This window comes from Anoxybacter fermentans (genome assembly GCF_003991135.1).
Lineage (GTDB): Bacteria > Bacillota > Halanaerobiia > DY22613 > DY22613 > Anoxybacter > Anoxybacter fermentans.
In genome coordinates, this window is the sequence record NZ_CP016379.1 from 433,909 (window position 1) to 457,207 (window position 23,299).

Here is a 23,299-nt window from a genome sequence, read left to right on the forward strand (position 1 = left end):
ATTAAGAATGAAAAAAGGTACTTTACATTTATTGATTATAATGGTTTTGATGATAGTAGGGCTGGTAGGGCATATAGAGGCTGCCTTCCAGCCCCCTTCGGGGTTGGTACTACCTTCAGTGGTAGAAGTGGAAAATCCTGAAAATATATTGTCCTTTGAAGCTCTTTTTGATCAAGATGTGCTTACACAACCCATTTTATTGAACGGAAATGTGGAATATATTTACTTTAAATTTGATCAGGGAATAAACCCTGATGTAGTTAAATTTTATATTATTGAAAATTCAAACTGTAGTTTTAGTCTGGAGTATTTGACTGAAGATGGTGGATGGAGTTCTGTTGCAGAGCTAAATTTAATTAATGGAAACCAGATGAATTCAGGTTGGAACCGTTATCCTATCAGTCTGGATCATCTAGTTAATCAGTTTCGTTTAAGAATCGAAAGATACAGTAAGACTGATCAAATTGGGATTGGTGAGATTGAGTTTTGGGGCCAGACTTCTCAAGGGATTCCACTCAAAACTAAAGAGTATAAGATGGTAGAAGATGAGATTTTGGAGTTTCACGGTGGAAGTGGACCACAGGGGACTCCGGAGCCAAAGAGTGTTCATGTTAAAATAGATGTTCCCATTCGCTATGTAGAAAAAGCAGAACTCATTTATGATATCTATGATTTAGAGTCCTATGTGGAAGGTTTCTGGCAGATTAATGAAGGAGGATATCATTATTTAACTCCTTTAGGGGCACTTAATACATGGACAACAGCCATTGAAGAAATCGACCCTACTTTACTGATTCAGGGAGAAAATAAGATTACATTTAAAGTAGGGAATAACAAAAAGAATGGATTTAAGATAACCAACGTCCGGTTGAAATTGTATTATGACAATGGTGAGAGAACAATAAAACAGGTAGAAGGTTCTGGAAATAATGAACAGTTATTGTCTAACCTGATTGATGGAGATTTGAGTACCTATTGGGAGACAGATTGGCAGGTTTATGATCAGGTTGTTTTAACCTTCCATTTGCCTGAGAAAACCGGGGTAGAGTATGTCACCTGGTTACAGGAATGTGAATTTGTTGACTCTATCAGGATTGAATATTTATCTTCTGGGGGTTGGGAGCTCTTTGCTCCAGAATTGACAGAAAAGGATCTTATAGAAGGGTGGAATGTGATTCAGACCAATCAAGCTGTAGAAACTGACCAGATTCGATTTGTTTTGCTTAATCCCAGGAAAAAACACTTGATTGGACCAATTTATGAAGTTATAGTCTGGGGAAGTAAGATCAAATCCCGGAAGTTAAAACCTGATCTTATAATCAGTTATCCAGGGAATGGGGATGTTGTCAAAATTCAATCTTTAGTGAAAGGATTTGTTAGAGGGGATTATGATCGAATAGAAATCAATGGCGAGCAGGTTACAGTAGAAAATAATTATTTTGAGACAGAAGTTAAATTGGACAAAGAGAGTACAGAAGAGAACTTTAGACGAACCATTGTAGTAGAAGCTATCCGCGATGAAAGTGTGGTCAATGTGGATCAGGTTGATGTATATTTACAACCGACTCCTTTAGTAACCATTACTTCTCCTGAAGATGGATATCTGACAAATGCTGAAGAAGCGCTAATTGAAGGAGAAACAGATTTGCCTTCCCATGATTTATATATCAATGGAAACTGGTTTTCAACTGGCAGTCGGAATTTTCAGGCATATTATGCACTGGAGGAAGGAATAAATCAAATAACAATAGAAGCAGTTGCACAAAGGGGTCTTTCTGATTCTGAGACTATTTATGTACGGCGGGATAGCCAACCACCAATTATCTATTTTAATGAGGATTACAATAGTCTGGTATTAAATGAGAGTTTAAATTATTATCCAATTGAAGGATATATTGAAGATTATTCCCAATGTAGATTGTATGTTAATGGTATAGAAGTTGATTTACAGGATGAGTATTTTTCCTATTCAGCACAATTGCACCCAGGCTATAATTATTTTACCTTTAGAGTTGTTGATGAATTAAATCAGGAGATAAGTACTGAAATTTGTCTTGTACAGGATTCAACTCCTCCTAATCCGTTTGTACCTGAAGCTGACCCGGCCGGATGGAGTCAGGTAACCCAGCCGGTAATAAGTTTCTTTACAACAGATGACCAGTCGGGAATGAATCACTATGAGATCAGCATTGATGGAGGAGAATATGTAGAGGCTGAAAGCCCATATACTTTGCCCGTTCTTTCTGATGGAATACATACTATCCGGGTTAAGGCAGTTGACAATGTGGGATTAAGTACTGCTGGAACTGTTAAGGTATATGTGGATACTACTCCACCAGAACAGTTTATTCCAACAGCAGAGCCAGCAGATTGGAGTCAGGTAACTCAACCTGTAATAAGTTTTACTACCACTGATAAACATTCGGGAATTAACCATTATGAACTGAAAGTGGATGATGGTGAGTATATTACAGTAGAAAGTCCTTATACTCTGCCGGAGTTGGAAGATGGAGTGCATACAGTTTATGTAAAAGCTGTAGATAACGTAGGATTGGAAACAGTTACTACTGTTCAAGTATTTGTTGACACTACTCCTCCGGAACCATTTACACCGGTAGCAGATCCGGCAGGCTGGAGTCAAAATACTCAACCTGTAATAACCTTTGCTACTACAGATAAAGCCTCTGGTATTAACCATTATGAACTTCAGATTGATGATGGTGAATTTATAACTGTAGAAAGTCCCTATAAATTGCCTGTATTATCTGATGGTATTCATGAAATTACAGTCAAAGCCATAGACAATGTAGGGCTTGAAACTATTGGGAAGACAAAGGTTTATGTTGATACAACATCCCCTGCAGTTCCTAAAGATTTTGAAGTCAATCCCGGTGATGGGGAGATAGTGGTTAAGTGGGCGGCAAATACCGAATGGGACCTGGTAGAATACCGTTTATATAGAGAACCTGCATGGAATGATGGAAATGTCCGGATCATTGAACCTCTAGAGGAACCAGACTATATTGATCAGGAAGTAGTAAATGGTAATGAATATACCTATTATTTGGTTGCTGTTGACCATGTGGAAAATATCAGTGATGCTACTGAAGCTTTGACTGAAAAAGCCGGTATTGCTAAAGTTGAGATAAATCCAGCAGAGGGCGGAGAAGTTGAATATGGCCGTGAAGTTGCTATAAATATTCCTGCTGAAGCCATGGAAGAGGAAGGGATTATACAGGTTACTGTAGCTGAGGATGAAGAAATACCTGAAACGACAAAAACGGTTGTAAGTAAGACTTATAAATTAGAAGTGATAGATGAAAATGGAGAGATAAAGGAGACAGATTTTAAGAAAGAAATTTCCATTGCAGTAAGTTATAATGAGGAGCAGATTCCAGAAGGTTATACAGAATTTGACCTGGATGTCTATTACTACAATGAAGCTGATGGACTCTGGGTTGTGATGCCAAAGGTAGAAGTAGATATTGTCAGTAATAAAGTTATAATTACAAGTACCCATTTTTCGATGTATAATGTCCAGGTTACTGAAAATTACTCACCAGCAGCTGATGAATATAAAGATCTGGGGATAGCGCCTTATGGTACTTACTTTAAGAACAATCAGGAATATGTATCACCTTCTTCTGGAGCATTAAATGTCAATACGGTGGATGTGAATTTACCCGGGCGTAATGGATTTGATTTGAAATTAGGTCGTATTTATAATTCCAATCAGGCAGTCTGGGATGTATTGGTAAAGAAGACTTCCCTTTATGCAGGTTTTGGTAATGGTTGGAGATGGAATATAGCAAGAATAGAGGATAACGATCATGGTCAGTATATCTATCTGGAAGATGGTACTGCGATAAAATGTGAGTGGAAAAAAGGAAAATCAAATCACGGCTATCGTAAAAATACTTTTGAATATCATAAAGGACATCATTTTATTGCGATAAAGAAACAGCAAAAGGGGCTCTTTTTCTGGAATGATGTTGGTTATGAAATATACTTTAAAGATGGTACAAAATATGAATTTGATGAGTCCGGGCGTTTAGTAAGGATGATAGACCGTACTGGTCAAAATGAGATTAATTTTGTTTATTCTGGTAATGAGCTTAAGTCAATTACAGATACCCTGCAGCGAAAAATTACCTTTCAATATTATAATGGTCGAGTTACTGCGATTTTTGTAAATGGGAAAGAATTTGTTACATATGGTTATACTGACGGTAGATTAACTTCAGTAAAAGATCGGATGAACCGCATTACTTCCTATGATTATGATGAATATACCTTTAAAACAGGTTATTATGCAGAATATACGGTAAGGGTAGATTATGTAGATGAAAATAGAAAAGATGTAAGTGAAAAAATAGTTGAAGATAAAGTAAAAGTAATAAAAATTCCGCTACTTACTGAAATCAATTATCCAACAGGGGGAATTAGTAAATATAGTTATTCTATTTCAAGTGGGGTCAGAGTGAACTCTATAGATGATGTGATAAGTGGTGTAGATAATGAAGGATATAAATACGAAATAAAATATGATGGATATGTAAGAAGATATTATCTCAGTAGAAAATTGCAGGTAAAGAATCAGGTGCAATATCTTTCTGCTACAGATATTGAAGGGATTAATCCGATGAATTACAGTTTTGTGTATGAGGGTGACAGAATCATTAAAGCGATCGTAGAACAATTATATCAGCGAATAGAGATGGAATTTAATGAAGATGGTTTAAATACTGAAAAGAGAATTTATGATATAAAAGGGAATACAGATGGGGTATTGGTAGTTAAAGAACAGTATGACTATAATGACCAGAAAGCTATAATTGAAGAGAGAGTTTATCATGGGTATCAGACAATACCTTCATATATTCAAAAATTTGATTATGACAATTGGGGAAATAAAATCTATCACTACAATAGTGAGAGTGGAGCAGAATTTTATTACCACTACCTCAATACAGATTCAAAAGGAATAACAGATGTAGAATTTATGAAATATGATGAAAGCCAGGTAGCTGTAAATGGAAGAATTCACAACCTTTTAGCAGATCAGTTTGTATTGAATTATGATAGTGTGAGTAATAGATTTGTACCCCAGCAGACCCACTATCATTATGACAGTAAAGGCAATCTTATTACAGTGGCCAGACGTCATGGTAATAAATGGGTTAAGACCAGATATGAATATGACATCTATGGAAATGTGACCAGAATCATTGATCCATTGAATAATGTCACAGATAAGATTTATGATAGTGTTCATAATGCATTTCTGGTTAAAGTTATAAAAGATGCTGGAAAAGATGCAGATGGTATTTTACAGGAGCGGATTGTTACCCAGTATGGCTATGATGCTTGGTTTGAAGATATGGGAAATAGGCCCGGATGGTGCTTTAACAGAATATGGCTATGATGATATTGGCCGTCTTGTCTGGATCAAATATCCGGATGATACAGATACCTTTACAGGAACTATTGGAAATTTAAACCCATCATATTATAGCAACCGGGATGACAATCTGGTCGAATTGCAGATTTATGATGATATTAATAATGTGACAACAGTTGCCAATGTAGTTCTGGGGATAAATACAATCGAATCTGCCATTGGTAAGATAAACAGTATTGTTGCTGACATACCTGAAGATAGTAATTTAACTATTTACAACTTAAATCGCTATGTCTATGATGGGTTAAATAGATGGATAGAGTTGAGACAATATCTTAAGCATAGTGAACTGAGAGAGATAGATGGCAATATTCAAAGTTCACCATTTATCACGAAGTTTGAGTATGATAGAGTTGGCAACAGGATAAAGGAGATTGATGCAGAAGGATATGTAACCTTTAAAGAGTATGATGGGTTAAATCGTCTGACAGATATTTATTATCCAGATGATGTGAAATACAAGGCTGAACCTACAGCTGCAAACTATCATTTAGAGATTATATATGACCACAGAGAAAACAAAAGAACCATTATTGATCCAGAAGGCAATATAACAGAGGAGATCAAGGATTGGAATGGCAATGTAGTGGAAGTTGCCAAATATGATAGTGAAACAAGGTATTCTTCTCAGGCAGTTTATGACAGGTTGGGTAATCAGGTAAGAATAGTAGATGCAAAAGGCCAGTGTTATGACTTTGTCTATGATGATTGGAATCAGCTGATAGAAAAGATACTGCCTGAGACTGAGGTAATTCTGCCAGGTAGTAGTTCAATTACTTTTTATCGTCCAGTTATTCGTTATGAGTATGATGAGTTGGGCAGGAAGACAGCAGAGATTATGCCCAACGGAAATGCAACATCTACCCTGGGCGATTTCAGGACAGATTATATTTACGATGCTACTGGCCGTGTAATTAAGACTGTTGTAAATAAATATAATGAGAATATGGTAACAAAGAACTATTATGATCCAGTAGGCAATTTGATTAAAACAGTTGATCCAGAAGGAAGGACAGTTAAGAAGGTCTATAATCCACGGGGCTGGGTATTAGCTGAAATTGATCCACTGAACCGGATTACTTATCATCAGTATGATCAGCTTGGAAATGAGATAGCAGTAACAGACCCCAGAGGGGTAGTGGAATCTTTTAAAGCAAATTTTGATGGAATAGATGTTAAAATTCTCGGGACAAGTTACCGTTTAAATCCTGACTATACAACCAGATTTGAATATGACAGTCTTTCCCGTCAGATAAAAACCATTGATGTAATGGGCAATACAACAGAGATCTGGTATGACAGGGTAGGCAACAAGAGAGTGGAGATTAATAAACCTGGTTCATATGATTCAAATTCCAGACCACGAATCACCCGTTATACCTATACTTCACAGTATTGGTTAAAGTCTGTTATTCGCGGGGATGATCTTAAGTATAAGGTAGAATATGAGTATGATAAGGCGGGGAATAAGATAAAAGAAATCTACCCTGACATTCAGGGTATGCCATCAGGAAGTAATTATTATAAATATGAATATGATGGACTGGGCAGATTAGTGAAGGTTATAAGACCTGATGGAAGTTATGAGAGATATGGTTATGATGAGATAGGTAATCGTACATCAGTAACCAATGGTAGAGGTTATACCACATATTATTATTACAATGGATTGAATAAACTGTCAGAAGTAATTGAACCAACAGGTTATAGCACCAGGTATTGGTATGACCCCAATGGCAATCTAGTTCGTAAATTGATGGCAAATGGCCTTTCTACTGATTACATTTACAATGATCTAAATCTATTGGTAGAAGAGGTAAAAGTAAGAGCTGGAGATGTAATGAGCTATAAGATGGCATATGATAAGACAGGAAATGTCATAGCCGCATCTGATCCACGCGGAAATATAACAGCCATAAGTTATTATGCTGATGGACAGATTAAAGAACAGGTTTACTATAAACCTCTATGTGAAAATTATCAACTACCTGATTTAAGTCGGATAACAACAGATAGTGTACCAGCTGGATATGTAGAAGAAGAGAGGATTATTTATAACTATGATAGAGCAGGTAACTTAATAAAAGTAGTGGATGGATTGGGTAGTTTGAGTTATACTTATGACAGATTAAACCAGATTATTGCAGAAACCCGTACAATTGACAGCAATTCATATACTACCCAATATGAATATGATTTTGTAGGAAATATTAGAAAGATAAAATATCCGGAGAGCAGTAAATGGATTACCTATGATTATAATGAGCTGAACCAGCTTATCAGTATCGGTGATATAGCAGATGATTTTGCCTATGACCCGGCAGGGAATTTAATTCAGATGAGATTTAACAATGGTGTAATTACTGCAATAACACCTGAGATAATGAGCAGACCAGAACAGATTGCAGTAAAGATACCAGGAGAAAATGGTACATTAGAAGTGGCATTGGAGTTAAACTATGCCTATGATGCCAATGGAAACGTAATTCGCCGCAATAACAATATTTATACTTATGACGAACTTGATCGTTTAAAGACAGCAGAAATAGATGGAACTTTCCTGGTAGATACTCCGGCAAGGATGGGATATGCCCAGGATGATTATTTCATCAATGCAGTATTGGATTATGAACTGAAAGATATAGAAGTAGATTTTGACTACGCAGCAAGTACAATAGGTTTGAAATTGAGTAATTTACAGAAGATTGGCCGGATAGAGTTAATCCCTGGGCAAATAGTAGATCACAGGATAAGTAAAGAAGGAATAAGGATCTTCTATAGGCAACATGCAGGTGAAGAGTATGAAGAATTATTGCCAGATCAATGGGTATTTGACAAGGATGCCACAGGTAAGATAATCATTACTTTAAAATCCACTATCACAGCAGGGGAGATAAAGATTCACTCTAACTATGATGATAGGGATATTGTAACAGGAGAAGCAGTAAATAGAGTAGAGTTTAAAGGTTTATTGAAGGAAATGGTAAGGGTTTATGGCCGGTATGATCGAACAAAGATTACGTATGACTATGATGCAGTAGGCAATCGAATTACAGAAACCTATACAGATGTTAATAACCATTACAATGTAACCTACTCTTATGAATATTATTCAGGTAGTAACCGTTTAAAGACCAGAGAAAGTCAGGATGTAGAAGGTTTTGCAGGATTGAATGGAAGTTATCTGGATGGGTTGATTAGAGTTGGGCCAGGCGAAAGGATGGCTTATAAGTATGACAAAGCTGGCAATTTAATTGCGAAAGGTAATACCTATACTTTAAGTGGTGATGATGTAACTTATACAGCTACATCAGGTAAAAGAACAGTATATTGGGAGTATAAATATAATTCCCGGAATCGTTTGAGTGAAGTATGGAAGAATGAAGAAGAGATTGCCAGCTATGGATATGATTATTCGGGTAAGCGGTTAAAGGTAGTAGAAGGAGATAAAGTAACATATTACGTTTACAATTATTTAGACCAGGTAATTTTTGAGGATCACCGTACAGAAGGTAAGAAGATTTCATATATTTATGCATTTGGCCAGCTAATAGCGAAAGTAGAAGGAATAGTAGGAAGTGATGCCGAAGTTCACTATTACCATCATGATAATCTTGGTTCTACGATGTTGATGACAGACAAGGAAGGGAAGATAGTATTTGAGCAGGATTATGCACCATTTGGTCAAGATTTGTATAAGCCTGGGACAATAAAGCGACCAACCCAGAAAGTAGAACCAGGGTTTAAGTACACAGGCCAGAGAGAAGAAGTAAATATTGGGCTGTATTACTATAATGCAAGATATTATGACCCTGAGACCGGACGGTTTATTACAGAAGATACTTATTCAGGTAATGTAATTAATCCACAGAGCCAGAATCTTTATATCTATGTATTACAGAATCCGTTAAAATATGTGGATCCTACAGGGTATATGGCGAATTTGACAGCTGGCACTGGAGGAATAACTTCAGAGTTAACTGATAAAGATATTGAACGGTTAAGAAAGATTGTTAATGATGATGATAGATTAACTGCAGAAGAAAAACTGGATTTAAATGATACATTTAGCAATATTAATAGAAATTTAAAGAAATCAAATGCACAAATTATAGACCATCCAGATCTAGCGCGATTAACGAGTTTATATTTAGAGGGTAAAATTTCTTATGATGCATATCTTATCGCTTATGAAAGAGTTGCAGGAGAATTAAAGGACAAAAATATAGAATGGAATGCAGATATAAATTGGTCAGCTTTGGCTGAAGGAACTGTAATTTTATTTTCTGGAGTTGGTCAAATGGTTACTGGAGGTGGTTTGATTCTAACTCCTGATGCTACTTTAATTACAAAAGGTATTGGAGGGTATATTTTGGTTCATGGTGCTTTTAATTTTGGGCAAGGTTTATCAACAATGGGTAAAGCTTTTTCAGGTGGTGGGGAGGGATTTAATCTATTACGTGAAAGATATGAGAAAATATTTGGTTTGAAAGGTGAAATTATTTATTTAACTATCGACATTGGTATAAGTCTTTATGGAACGGTGTCAGCAATTTCTGAAATAAGGGAATATTATCGACTTAAAAAAGGTGGTGTGCTAATCAAGAACGTACGGTATGGATTTAGTGAAAAGATATTACCATTTCCAGGTAGCTTGATAAGTAAAGGAAAACTTATATTTAATTTTGCAGGGCTTACCAATGATATTCCTGCATATAGGGGAGCTATAGGAGATTTGAGTTATAGTCTTAAAAATTATTTAAAAGAAGAGGAGGAAGATTATTGAGAAAGATTAGGAGAAAATTTACCTGGAGACTTTTACTTAAAAGTTTCATTATTTCTATATTAATAATTGCTGGTATGGTTATTTGGGGCTGGAAATTGGGATTAGAAGATTATTATTTACTATCAGTAGTAGTATATATAAGTATGATAATAGGTTTAACAATTGTTTTAACAATTATCCAAACTTTAACACCAAATTATTTTGTTGGACAGTTTTTTGGGTTAGTTTTAGCTATAGTATTTATAATTGTATGGTTAATTGCTTATATTATATGTTTTAAAATCTTTGGGATAAATATATTTGAAATATATTTTGATTTAAACAGGATGAAATTTATAATAAAACCCCATTAAGATATAAAATGTTTTTAAATTAGATAAGAGGATTAAGAAAACAAGGACAAGTTATTTGATAATGTGAAAAAGATTTTAACGGCTGTTGACAGAAATCTAAAGGTCAACAGCCCTTTTTGTATTCGCCCGGCATGTTTGCTGAGCCGATGGGCTAAAAGAAGTCCTGTCTTTTGACCAGCGGGAAGATAACCAGTGAGCAAGTGCGTTACTGATAATAGTGGGGTCTAAAGGATTATATAGCGATATAATGATTAAACTGCAAAAAGCTAATTTTGAGCGACATAGAAATTTTTCGTTAAACCATCTTAGTGAGATTTCAGTCGAAAATAAGGTCTCATCACAGGAGGTGATGAGCTAATCAAGGGCCAGGAGGGCCCTTTGATTATTGTGCCTTATTTCGACTAAAATCGAACTTTAGATGGTTCGAAAAATTTTTCTTGAAGTTAAGAATTAGCTTTTTGCAGTAAAATCAGTAAATTATATGAATTTCGATCTATACTTTTTGACATTTGTCCCTCCAATAGCAAAAGTAGAAGGAATAGTAAGAAGTGAAGCAGAAATTTACTATTATCACCAGGATAATATTGGTTCTACTATGATATGTTTAAATTTTTTAAAAAAGAGCATAAATAGATTTTTAGATGAAGAACTTTTTACTTAGTAGAATTACCTGATGAAACAGAAATGATATTTTAAAAAACCTTTAATTAATAGAAATCTTAAATCACGAAATCAATTTTTAATTGTTCAACCACCTTTAAAGGAAACTTTTAAAGCTATCTTTTCAAAAATAAATTAGAATAGGAGATGGTTTTTTTGAAGGCAGGTCAATTCTTCCTTCTTATAAGAACCCTTTTTAATTGTGGTGCGGCTTGTACAACGTCTGTTGCTACTGTTTTTTTATTATCAAAAGGTATAAGTTATGTTGAATTGGGAACAATTTGGGGTGTATATCTTTTTGTAATCAGTGTAACTGATTTTCCAACTGGAGGTTTAGCTGACATTATAGGTAGAAAAAAAACATTTGCCTTAGGTTCATTATTTAACGGAGTTTCCCAGATAGTATATGGTTTGGCTCCTAACTATCCCTTGTTAATTTTGGCAGCTATTTTGTCAGGACTTGGGTCTGCACAAGTAAGTGGATCACTTCAAGCATGGTTAGTTGATGAATTGCAAAAAGAAAATAGAAGAAAACAAGTAGGCTTATATTTTGGGAAAGCCAGAGCATATGGTTCTGTAGGAAAATTTATTATAGGTTTACTAATAGGTCTGCTAATGAAAAATAATTTAAAAATTTTATTTTTAATATCTGGTTTTATTTATGTTTGTACAGCAGTAGTTTCAGTCTTATTTTTTAATGATAATTATGGGGATACAAGTAAAGGGATATCTATTAGTAAAAAAGCAATTTTACATTTTATTAAATCTAGACCGTTAATAATGTTCAGTTTAATAATGACAATTTATTATTTGATATATACAGTTTTTATATTTATTTACCAACCTCGGGCGATTGAATTAGGTTTAAAGGTTAATTTTTTAGGATATCTTCAATCACTAAATGCAATTTTTATGGGATTAGGGAGTTATTATGCTGGTGAATTGAGTCTTAAAATTAAACCTAAGATATTGCTGATTTCGTCTTACTGTATTTTCTTTATAAGTTTAGTTTTTATATCAGCTACTAATTTACAACTATTTCTAGGGGGGCTTGTGAGTTTTTATCTCGCCACTGGAATGTATTTTCCCATATATAAGAGTTGGTGTAATGAATACATAAGCTCCAGTGTCAGGGCCAGCGTTATGTCATTATTATCCACGATTGCAAGTGGTTTTAATGTTTTATTCCAGGTACTAGTTGGTTGGGCTATAAAAATGTTTGGATCTAAAACTGTTTTATTAATAACTTCATTAACATGTCTTATTTCCATAATGCTTATTTATGTTATAGCTTTGGAAGATTCTAAAAATAAACCTTTTTTACTACAAATTAAAAAATAAGTACATCAGTTGTTTGTTGTTAAAAAAGATAGCTTGAATTTAATATATAATCAAATATTTGATTAAACTGCAAAAAGCTAATTTTATAAATCGAACTTTAGATGGTTCGAAAAATTTCTTTATGAAGCAAAAAATTAGCTTTTTGCAGTAAGATCATAAATGAAAAAATGATAAATTTTGCAGTTCGTCAAACTGGTTATTTTACCAGAATGGAGAATGAATTATTCATTTTTGTTGAACATTATCTATTCATCTTATTGTACCATTTGCAGAAGATAACGCAACTGCCCGAAGATTTAGTAGATTAGAATTTATTAATGTATAGTTAACTTTGCTAATAGGCTTGAAATTAGTAGTTTAAAAAAATTGACTGGATTAAGCTGATAAACGAAATTGACAATCATTATCATTAATAATATAATAAAAATATAAGCAGTAATTTCCAATAAATTATTGGATATAGTTAGAAAAAGATCGGTTTTTCCTTTTTGGATTGGTTTTCATAAAGTTTGCATGATAATTGGATTTTACAAAGGAGGACTGAGTATGGTTTCTGGAACGTACCTCATTTCTTGTGTTGATTTTCATGAATTTGTGGAAAGCCTGGCTAAAGCATTAGATACCAAAGATCACTACACTTATGGGCATTCTGAAAGAGTATCCCAATTAGTTGAAAGGATTGCTCTGGAAATGGGTATGAAAGAGGAACAGATGTTTATGGCTCATATTGCCGCTCATCTCCATGATATTGGTAAAATTGGAATCCCAGACTCTATTTTAAATAAACCAGGAAGATTGACAGAGGATGAATTTAAGATAGTTCAGCAGCATCCGTTAAAAGGGTTTGAAATTTTAAACAAAGTAAAAAGCTTTCGTAAAATTGCTGAAATTGTGAAGTATCATCATGAAAGATATGATGGTAAAGGATATCCAGATGGTCTTAAAGGAGAAAGAATTCCTTTAGAAGCTCGAATTATAGCAGTTGCTGATGCTTTTGATGCGATGACCAGTTATCGACCATATCGGAAAAAGATGAAAATATCTGAGGCTATTCAGGAGTTAAAAGAGCATATCTATGATCAGTTTGATCCTGAAGTGGTTGAGGTAATAGAAAATATATATAGAGAGGACCAATCATTTTTAGAAGAGTTAGTTGTTAGTGGTACTGAGGATTATCATTATCTAGAGGTAAAGCATGAAAATATATATCACTCGCGTAAGTCATAGTTAAAGGTATCTATTCACGTTTAATTGATCTTCTAACTCAAAGAATTTAATGTAGATTGGGTGGGAGATACAGATGGTTTTGAACAGTAAAGCTAATGTAACTTTTTAAAAAATTAAATGATTTTACTATAAAAAGCTAATTTTTCGCTTTATAAAGGAATTTTTCGAACTATTTAAAGTTCAATTTTTAGTTAAAATAAGGCATACTAATTAATGGGTAAAAATTTGCTTTTTGTAGTTTAATCATTAAATTTTTTTATGATAAATTTTTATTATAAAAAGATTTATAATATAAAAGGGGGTAAACTTAATGAGAAAAGAGGAATTAAAACATCTCTGGCATGGATTTTGGCAGCTGGCTGACCCTAAAATCTGGATTGCATCTACAGTTCCAATGGTTGTGGGAGCAGCGATGGCTTTTAATATTACAGGTCAATTTAATCTTTACTGGTTTTTATGGTGTTTAATTGGCATTTATTTTATTGAGATTGGTAAAAATGCTGTTAATGAAGTAGTTGATTATGTATCAGGAGTAGATAGATTTGTAGCTCCCGGGAATAGGACTCCTTTTAGTGGAGGCAAAAAGACAATCATTGATGGTAAACTAACTGTAACTGAAGCTGCAATAATTGCTGTTTTGACGCTGACAGCAGGAGGAGCAGTTGGCCTTTATATTACTATTTCGGCAGAACCAAAAGTTTTTTTGGTTGGAGTAGTAGGATTTTTCCTGGCTATCTTTTATAGTCTGCCTCCACTAAAGCTAGCTTATCGCGGTTTGGGTGAATTAACTGTAGGTCTATCTTTTGGTCCATTGATTGTAATAGGAACATATCTGGTTCAGGCTCATACAATTTCCTTACCTGTAATTTTAATCTCATTACCTATTGGATTTTTGATTGCAAATGTACTCTGGATCAATCAATATCCTGATTATGAAGCTGATAAAAAAGGAAATAAAAGGAACTGGGTAGTACGTTTAGGTCGACGTCGTGGGGTTAAGATTTATACCATATTGTTTATTGCAAGTTATACACTTTTTCTGGTAGTTATGGTTGTGTTTAAAAGCCTTATCTGGTTACTACCATTAGTTAGCTTACCTATTGCATATCAGGCCATTATTATAGCAAGAAAACATTATAACAATATTCCTCAATTATTACAGGCCAATGCAAAAACCATTCAAGTTTATCAACTGACCGGATTGACTATGACTTTAGCAGCCATTCTGGATCGATTGTTTACTTAATGCAGTTCAATTTATTTTTACAATAATGCCTCCTGTTATTTATTTAACGGGGCATTATTTTTTTGAAAAACTTTGTTAAAGAAATGATTATACTGCAAAAAGCTAATTTTGAGCGACATAGAAATTTTTCGTCAAACTATCTTAGCGAGATTTCCGACGAAATAAGGCTTCATCACAGGATGTGATGAGCTAATTAAGGGCTAAGAGGGCCCTTTGATTAGGGAGCTTTATTTCGATTGAGATCGAATTTTAGATGGTTCGAAAGATTTCTTTTGAAGCGAAAAATTAGCTTTTTGCAGTAAAATCTTTTAATAAAAAAGTTAAAGATCATCCAATTTTTTAAGAGTTGCTTGATTTTATTAGATTTTTTGGAACTGAGCTATGATTATTAAATATTATGAGGATGCTAAAGTACTCGCAGAGTGGTATAATGATAATAAGCTTAATGTTCTCTCACCTGTCAGAAACCAAACAGTTATAAAAAATGCAGAGGGACTAACAAAGACCGGTTAAAACATATTTATGATGAAACTGCAAAAAGCTTATTTTGAGCGATATAGAAATTTTTCGTTAAACCACCTTAGTAAGATTGAAAAGAATGTTTTCATATGAGGATGTGGTGAGCTAATCAAGGGTCATAATGATCCATTGATTAGTGTGTCTTATTTTGTTAGATAGTTCAAGAAATTTCTTTATGAAGCGAAAAATTAGCTTTTTGCAGAAAATCATGTCATGTTATTTTAAAGAAAACTATTTAGGAGGAATGGCAATGTCAAATTTTTTTAAGAAGTTTAGTTTGTATATCGGTTTGTCATTAGTAGCATTTCTGGGGTTAACTTTCATAGTACAGGCAAGTGATCAACTTATGCATCCTTTTTTTGATGAAGTAGAGGCCTTAATTGCTCTCAAAGTTTTACCTGGAACGGATTGGAAACCTGAAGATCCAGTAACATACCGGGATTATGTTTCTTTTGGTGAAAAATTGATTAATGGCAGGGCTAAAGATGTTATTTTATCGAATCTTACCGATAAATTAGTTAATCCTGAAGCGGTGATTACCTATCAGGATGCATTAAAATATGCTAGTTTATTTCTTGGTTTAAGTGATGAGACAGGAATTGCGAAGATCAAAGAGATCACTGGCGAGCTGAAAAAAACTGATACAGATAGAATTAATGGTTATGAGATGGCCTATATTTTTTATAATCTTCTTTATTCCAAAAGAAAAGGAGAGTCCCGCACAGTACTCGAAGAAAGATATATTTTAGGTGAAAGAGAAATAATAGCCTCCAAAATTATGCAAATTACCAATGATCAAATAATTTTAGAAGATGAAGGAGCTTTGCCTTTAGCAAAAGATGTTCAGGCTTTTCTAATAAAGGACAATATTGTTACACCTTTAGGCTTTTCGAGAGTTTCAGTTGGGATGTCCGATTTGAAGTTTTTATTTAATAAAGAGGGCCAGGTTAAGACTATTATTCTACCAGATCTTGATTTTCCTGAAAATATCCGTGTGCTTATAAGTCAGGAATTAAGTGAGTGGGGTAGTAGCAAATCCTATGATTTTGCAGAAATTAAAATTAAAGCTGAACAACCATTCAAAATTATTACCCACAAAAAGGGAGAAGATATTATTAATTTTGTAACAGAACAGGATGAGATTATTACTTTCACAAATCAAGATGGACAGATTCAAGTTACAGTAGGTAACTATAATGAACTTATTAATGATCGCGTATATATTAAATCTTTCTATCCCCACAACCTTCAATTTGAAGTATTAAGCACCATAAGAAAAGGGAAGAATCCTGTTTATGCCGGACATATGGAAATTATCCCATCTGAAAAAGCAGGTTACCTATATTTAATCAATGAATTACCAATTGAAATGTATCTAAGAAAGGTAGTACCAAGTGAGATTCCTTTTAGTTGGGGAAAAGAAGCATTTAAGGTTCAGGCTATTGCTGCCCGTTCTTATGCTATTTCCCAGATCCAAATGGGTAGATTTGAGAGTAAATCTGCAAATGTAGATGATAGTACTGCTTCCCAGGTGTATAATAATTGTGATGAAAGCACTTTGGTCAATGAAGCTATTGATGAAACCCGTGGTATTGTACCTATGTATGATGGTGAAGTAATAGACGCAGTATTCTTTTCTACTTCTGCTGGTTATACTGCTAATAACGAAGACGTATGGCATTATTACAGGACCAAAGAGTTTCCCGGCAAACCAATTCCATATTTACGGGCTAGATCTCAGATTATAAATAAAAATGTACCTGATTTAACCAAAGAAGAAAATGCCCTTGCTTTCTTTAAAGACCAGACTTTAGAAAGCTTTGATGCTGTATCACCATATTACCGCTGGAGAATTGAGTTGACCCGTGAAGAGTTGGAAAATACAATTAATAAAAATCTGCCGGCTAGAGAGAGAGCGGATGGAATTTTAAAAACAGATTTTATCCAGACCCTGACGGGTATTCCCGTTGACCCAGAAAACCCTGACTTTTCCATTGGAACGCTAAAAGATCTAAAAGTTGTTCGTCGGGGTGAAGGCGGTAATATTATGGTTCTGGATATTATAGGAACTAACGGAACCTACCGGGTAATGAAAGAATACAATATCCGCTTTGTGATTCGTCCACAGAAAGATATGACTGGTTCTAAGGAAGACGTAATCTTACATCGTTATGATGGTAGTGTCTATAGAAATTATTCTATTCTCCCCAGTGCTTTTGCTGCTTTTGAGATTGAGCGGGATGAACAGGGTGAAATTACGAAAGTTACAATTTATGGTGGTGGAAACGGTCACGGTGTTGGTATGAGCCAATGGGGTGTAAAAGGCATGGTTGATATGGGTTATACTTATGATCAGATCTTAAAAAATTATTATACCGGTATTGAGCTTAAGAAAATTTATTAATGATTTTACTGGTTAAACTGCAAAAAGCTAATTTTTCGCTTCTTGAGAAATTTTTCGAATCATCTAAAGCTCGATTTCCGCCGAAATAAGGCTTCCTAATAAGGGTCCTCCTGGTCCTTGATTAGCTCATCACGTCCTGTGATGAGGCCTTATTTCGTCGAAAATCTCACTAAGATGATTTGGCGAAAAATTTCTATGTCGCTCAAAATTAGCTTTTTGCAGTATAATCTTTTACTGCATTTTATAGATTAAAAGGCACCTAATTCTTAAGATGAAGGAATTAAAAATATTCTAGTGAAGAGATAAAGTTTAGAAGGAGGAGAAGCTCCTCCTTTTTTTTGTTGTATCTGAAGAAAAATGTTGATATATAAAAAAGGTTTTTTTGGGTTTAAGAATAAATATATTAACAATTAAGAAATACAGGATATAATTTAGACTCAAAATGAATAAAGGAGGATGAATATGGGGACTCCCAGTATAGAAGTTACTGATTTAAAAAAATATTTTGGATCAGTAAAAGCTGTTGACGGTATCAGTTTTCAGGTTGAAGCAGGTACTATCTTCGGAATGCTAGGGCCCAATGGTGCGGGGAAAAGTACAACTGTTGAGACAATGGTTGGTCTTAATAAAAGGGATGGTGGAAAAATAAGCATTTTGGGACTTGATCCTGAAAAAAATCCTGAGGAGTTAAAATCAAAAATAGGTGTGCAGCTTCAATCACCTTCTCTATTTCCTAGATTAACGGTAAAAGAGATAGTTAATCTCTTTGCCAGTTTCTATTCTGACCCGCTCTCAGCTGATGAGGTTATAGCCAGGGTTGGGTTGGAAGCCAAGGTTAATGAGCAGATAAAAAATCTTTCTGGAGGACAGCGTCACCGTTTGGCAATTGCTCTTGCTATGGTGGGTAATGGGAAGGTTATTTTTCTTGATGAACCAACAACAGGTCTTGATCCACAGGCCAGAAGGCAATTATGGGATGTAATTTTGCAGTTAAAAGAAGAGGGAGTTACGGTTTTTTTGACAACTCATTATATGGACGAAGCAGAAAAATTATGTGATCATCTTGTAATAATTGACCATGGAAAAATAATTGCTCAGGGGTCACCCCGGGAGTTGATTAATCAATACTTCAAGGAACGTGCTGTTGAATTTGTTGATCCTGGATTCAGTAAAGAAGAGAGGGATGAATTAAAAAGACTTGATATAGCTAATAGGATTAGCTATGAACAGGAAGAGAAACATATTATTTTATATACTGATGAGATTTCACGAACAATAACCAGATTGATGGAATATGCTGCGGGAATTGATAAACCGATTGATGACATTATTGTCAGACATGCTACTTTGGAAGATGTATTTTTAAAACTTACCGGGAGGGGAATTAGAGAATGAGGATATTTAAGGAGATGTTTATTGCAAGTTTTAAAGATCTGGTTCGTGATCGGTCTGCTCTTTTCTGGTTTTTTGCCTTTCCTATAATTTTTACATTTATTTTTGGAATCGTATTTTCAAATGAGGGTGAGATGACTTTTAAGATAGGTATTGTAACCAAATCCAACAACCCAATGGTTCAGAAAATGGTAGAAGGGATTAGTTCTATTCCGACCTTTAATGTTAATACGGGTAGTCAGGAAGAAGAACTTGCGGCTCTTAAGAAAGGCCAACGAAATATAGTTCTTGTTATGCCTGATATTGATTATAATGATATTTTTACGGGAAAAGGGTTTGATGTTCTCCTTTATTATGATGCCAGTAAGAAAACTACTAATCAGATATTAATCTCTGCCATTGGTCAAGTTTTTACTGGTATAGAAAGTAAAATTACAGGAAGGTCTAAACTTTTTAATCTTAAGCCCCAACCTATTCAGGCTAAAAAGTTAACCGATTTTGATTACGTATTACCGGGGATTTTGGCAATGGGTTTAATGCAGTTGGGGCTTTTTGGTTCTTTAAAGTTTTTAAGTTTAAGAGAGCAAAAGATTATCAGGGGGTTGGGGGTAACTCCATTACCCAGAAGTGTTATTTTAGGAAGTGAGTTTTGTCTCAGATTGTTAATGAGTCTTGTCCAGACCTTTTTGATTATATTTATAGGGCAAAGTGTTTTTGGAGTAACAATTGTTAGCAATCTTTTTAAATTGACTGGCATTATCATTCTTGGGGCTTTGACATTTATTAGTTTAGGATATATGTTGATCTCTTTTACAAAAACCATCGAGAGCGGGAGAGGGATTATACAGGTTGTTCAGTTTCCAATGATGTTTTTATCAGGCATATTTTTCCCAATTAGTTTTATGCCAGATTATATTAAACCTATAGTTAAGGCAATTCCGCTGACATACTTAGGGGATGCATTACGCCAGGTAATGGTTGGTGTTTCAGGTGTATATAGTTTAAAAACTGATCTACTGGTTCTCTTTTCCTGGTTGGTGGTAACCGTAGTTTTAGCTATTAAGTTCTGGAAGTGGGAGTAAAGGAGTAATAGTTAAGTATTTAGTTCAACTATATCACGGTCTTTAAGTTGGTAATCCTGTGGAACTGCCTGGCCATCAAAACGGGCTGAACCCCAGACACGGGCGTTTTTTAAATTTTCAGCGAAATCTTTGTGGATCTGTCTTGCGAAATCCAGGACGGTAGAACCCTCTTTCAGGATAAAAGGTCGATCCATATCAGGGTTTTTACCTGGTACTTTACTGTAGATTCTGATAATTTTAAGTTTTTTAAAAATCAGTTCTTTCAATTTATCCAGATTTAAACCTGTTTCAGTTGATATTGGTAATATGTCTGGGCTGTCGGGAATAAGTTCTTTTATAATCTCAAGACGCTCCTGACTTTTTTCATCATCTGCTTTGGAACCGATGACAATACATTCGTCTATTGTAAAAGCTGAAACTCCTTCTATGAGTTCTTTCCGCAATATTCGTTTTTCTTTAAGAAATTTTAAGATCATCTGCAATTGATCAATACATTCATCAGTACTCAGATCAGTTAAGAGTAATAAAAGATCACCATTTCTGATGGTTGTGGTAAATGGCCCTGGAATGCCTTCTTCTGTAATTGGTGGAGTATCAATTAATTGGATGAGGATATCTTCATAAGGCATCATTCCTGGTTGGGGTAAAGGTGTAGTAAAGGGGTAAGGTGCAACTTTAACTTTGGCATTGGTAAGGGATTTTACCAGTGAAGATTTTCCGCTGTTTGGAAATCCGACCAGTACTACCTGGCCTGCTCCCTGTTTTTCTACCAGATACGGATCATACTGCCTACTACCACCCTTTTTGTTATCCCCTGCTTTGCGGAGTTTAGAAAGCCTTCTTTTAATATCGGCCTGCATTTTGTCAGTACCTTTGTGTTTGGGAATGGTAGCCAGCATTTCTTCCAGGGCAGCTATTTTTTCTTCTACCGTTTTAGCATTACGATAAGCTTCTTCAGCAGCAAGATATTCCGGGGTTAAATTTGCGGGCATCTAAATTCACCTCTCTTTACTTTATTTTACCATAGGAAAATTGGGTGAGCAAATTATTTGATGAAGGTCTAGAAGAGCTTAATAGAAATTGGTTAAAACTTGAATATTAAAAAGTTAATATAAGTAAGGGAACTAAAAAGAAAATTCATGTTTTATGTCAGATGATGGGAATGGTCTTCTAGAGTTATAGCCTATTCAGGAATAAGCTAAATGGAGGTAGAATTATCAAATCAAAAGATATTTACAAACCCAATTCAAAACTTTTTATCTGAGGTAGGTGTTGATCAGGGGTAGATTTAATGCTACCCCTGTTTTTTTGTTTACTCGGATTTCCGGATTTTTATTTTGAAAAATAATTATTATTTGAATAAAATTTCAAAAATTAAAGGGGTAATGTTGTCTAATGGTGAATTATCTAAATATTGCCTGGAATCAATTATTCATTGGGAGGTGGTATGTTGAAGAAGTTATTACCGGGAGATATTCTATATTTTGAGGAATTTAAAAAATATCATAAAAATATTCGGGTTGGTATTTATATAAAAAAGGGGCATGTTTACTCTATAAGATTTGATACTTCAGAACATGGAGAATATCCAGATCGATGGATTCGGAAGGGAGAATTATTGGATTATTCAGGGCAGGGCAAAAAAGGAGATCAAACTTGGAATTTATATAATTCGGCAATGCGGAAAGCCCAGTATGAAGAATATCCTATTAAACTTTTCGAAACTTTACATGGTAATCCTATGCGTTATAAATACTATGGTGAATGGTATGTAATAAATTCTTATGAAAAAATATTTCCTTCTGGGCAAAAATTAATTCGATTTACGATATCAAAATTTCCAAAAGAAGATTTAAAAAAATGTGAGAATGAAAAAGAAGTAATTCTTAAATTGAGTGATGATCTTAAAAATGTTAGTTATGATATTATAGAACCACCAAATAGATATAAAGCGACTATAAATCGGGTTATTCGAGATACACAAAAGGCCAATCAATTAAAAGAAGTTTATAACTGGACATGTCAAATTTGTAATCAAAGATTACCACGTAATAGTAATGAGTATTATGTAGAAGTACATCATATTCAACCTTTAGGAGGTAAACATAATGGTGTTGATGAATTTTCCAATATGTTGGTTTTATGTCCCAATCATCATGCACTTTTTGATTATGGAGTAATTGGAATTGGATCTAATTTAGAGGTTATTAGTTATTTTGATGTTGATTGTAAAGGTAAAAAAATATATTTCCGTGAAGATCATAAACTTGACCCAGCAGTGATAGACTATCACAACCATGTAATTTTACAAACTTCATAACCTTAACTTAAATATTTTTATGTATAAACCAAAAACAACTTAACTGAAGAAATGAACATGCAAGAAAAAGATTTCATTGTCAGTCCTCGGTAATAATGTACATCCTTAGAGACTTTTTTGACAACAAAATTAAGCAAATTATATTTAATAATAAAAAGGTAAAATATCTATTCTTTGGTGATTTATCATAGAATTAGTGGACAAGCTAATTCTACTAGCCGGAAACAAAAATGGAAGGAAAAGACCCAGAAAATAGATTTAGGACTGGGAGAATATTATTTTGTTTTTAAATTTTACTGTCTAGAAAATAGAGTAGGAAATGAAATTTATAAGAAAATTTATTAAAAATAACACAAATAAAATATTAGTGAGATTGAAAGAGAAATAAGGCCATAGAACCCATTGATTAGTGTGCCTTATTTCGGTTAAAATCGAACATTAGATGGTTCGAAAAATTTCTTTTAAAGCAAAAAATTAGCTTTTTGCAGTAAAATCTTTTCATTTACTT

General features: G+C 34.2%; 11 protein-coding genes. 10 read left to right on the forward strand and 1 reads right to left on the reverse strand.

What is annotated here, in order from left to right; all coding sequences use genetic code 11:
* The first annotated feature begins 7 nt into the window (after positions 1-7).
* The 9 genes from BBF96_RS01900 (at position 8) to BBF96_RS01940 (ending at position 20,471) form a co-directional block, all read left to right on the forward strand.
* Entirely contained in the window at positions 8-5,425 is a 5,418-nt protein-coding gene (locus BBF96_RS01900; RefSeq protein ID WP_164730850.1) for an RHS repeat protein, read from the forward strand.
* The gene (locus tag BBF96_RS01905) at positions 5,316-10,247 is read left to right on the forward strand and encodes an RHS repeat-associated core domain-containing protein (protein WP_164730851.1); all 4,932 of its coding nucleotides are present in this window, start codon (positions 5,316-5,318) and stop codon (positions 10,245-10,247) included. Before BBF96_RS01900 ends, BBF96_RS01905 begins: the two co-directional genes overlap by 110 nt.
* Entirely contained in the window at positions 10,244-10,600 is a 357-nt protein-coding gene (locus BBF96_RS01910; protein ID WP_127015593.1) for a hypothetical protein, read from the forward strand. Before BBF96_RS01905 ends, BBF96_RS01910 begins: the two co-directional genes overlap by 4 nt.
* A gap of 816 nt (positions 10,601-11,416) precedes the next feature.
* Positions 11,417-12,601, forward strand: coding sequence for an MFS transporter (locus BBF96_RS01915; RefSeq protein WP_164730852.1), 1,185 nt, complete (start codon positions 11,417-11,419; stop codon positions 12,599-12,601).
* 546 nt (positions 12,602-13,147) lie between these two features.
* Positions 13,148-13,828 carry an HD-GYP domain-containing protein gene (locus BBF96_RS01920; RefSeq protein WP_127015595.1) on the forward strand — a complete coding sequence of 227 codons (681 nt, stop codon included), beginning with the start codon at positions 13,148-13,150 and terminating at the stop codon, positions 13,826-13,828.
* A gap of 310 nt (positions 13,829-14,138) precedes the next feature.
* The gene (locus tag BBF96_RS01925; RefSeq protein ID WP_127015596.1) at positions 14,139-15,074 is read left to right on the forward strand and encodes a prenyltransferase; all 936 of its coding nucleotides are present in this window, start codon (positions 14,139-14,141) and stop codon (positions 15,072-15,074) included.
* A 769-nt stretch (positions 15,075-15,843) separates the two neighbouring features.
* Positions 15,844-17,997 (forward strand): SpoIID/LytB domain-containing protein, encoded by a 2,154-nt coding sequence (locus tag BBF96_RS01930; RefSeq protein ID WP_164730853.1) that lies wholly within the window; start codon positions 15,844-15,846, stop codon positions 17,995-17,997.
* 462 nt (positions 17,998-18,459) lie between these two features.
* Entirely contained in the window at positions 18,460-19,392 is a 933-nt protein-coding gene (locus BBF96_RS01935; protein WP_205665686.1) for an ABC transporter ATP-binding protein, read from the forward strand.
* Entirely contained in the window at positions 19,389-20,471 is a 1,083-nt protein-coding gene (locus tag BBF96_RS01940) for an ABC transporter permease (protein WP_127015599.1), read from the forward strand. Before BBF96_RS01935 ends, BBF96_RS01940 begins: the two co-directional genes overlap by 4 nt.
* A gap of 11 nt (positions 20,472-20,482) precedes the next feature.
* Here the strand turns inward: BBF96_RS01940 and BBF96_RS01945 are convergent, their stop codons facing one another.
* Positions 20,483-21,463, reverse strand: coding sequence for a GTPase (locus tag BBF96_RS01945; protein ID WP_127015600.1), 981 nt, complete (start codon positions 21,461-21,463; stop codon positions 20,483-20,485).
* Between the two features lie 458 nt (positions 21,464-21,921).
* On the opposite strand from BBF96_RS01945, the gene BBF96_RS01950 reads away from it, so the two are divergent.
* A complete protein-coding gene (locus tag BBF96_RS01950) occupies positions 21,922-22,791 on the forward strand; it encodes an HNH endonuclease (protein WP_164730854.1) in 870 nt (289 codons plus the stop codon).
* Positions 22,792-23,299: the final 508 nt, after the last annotated feature.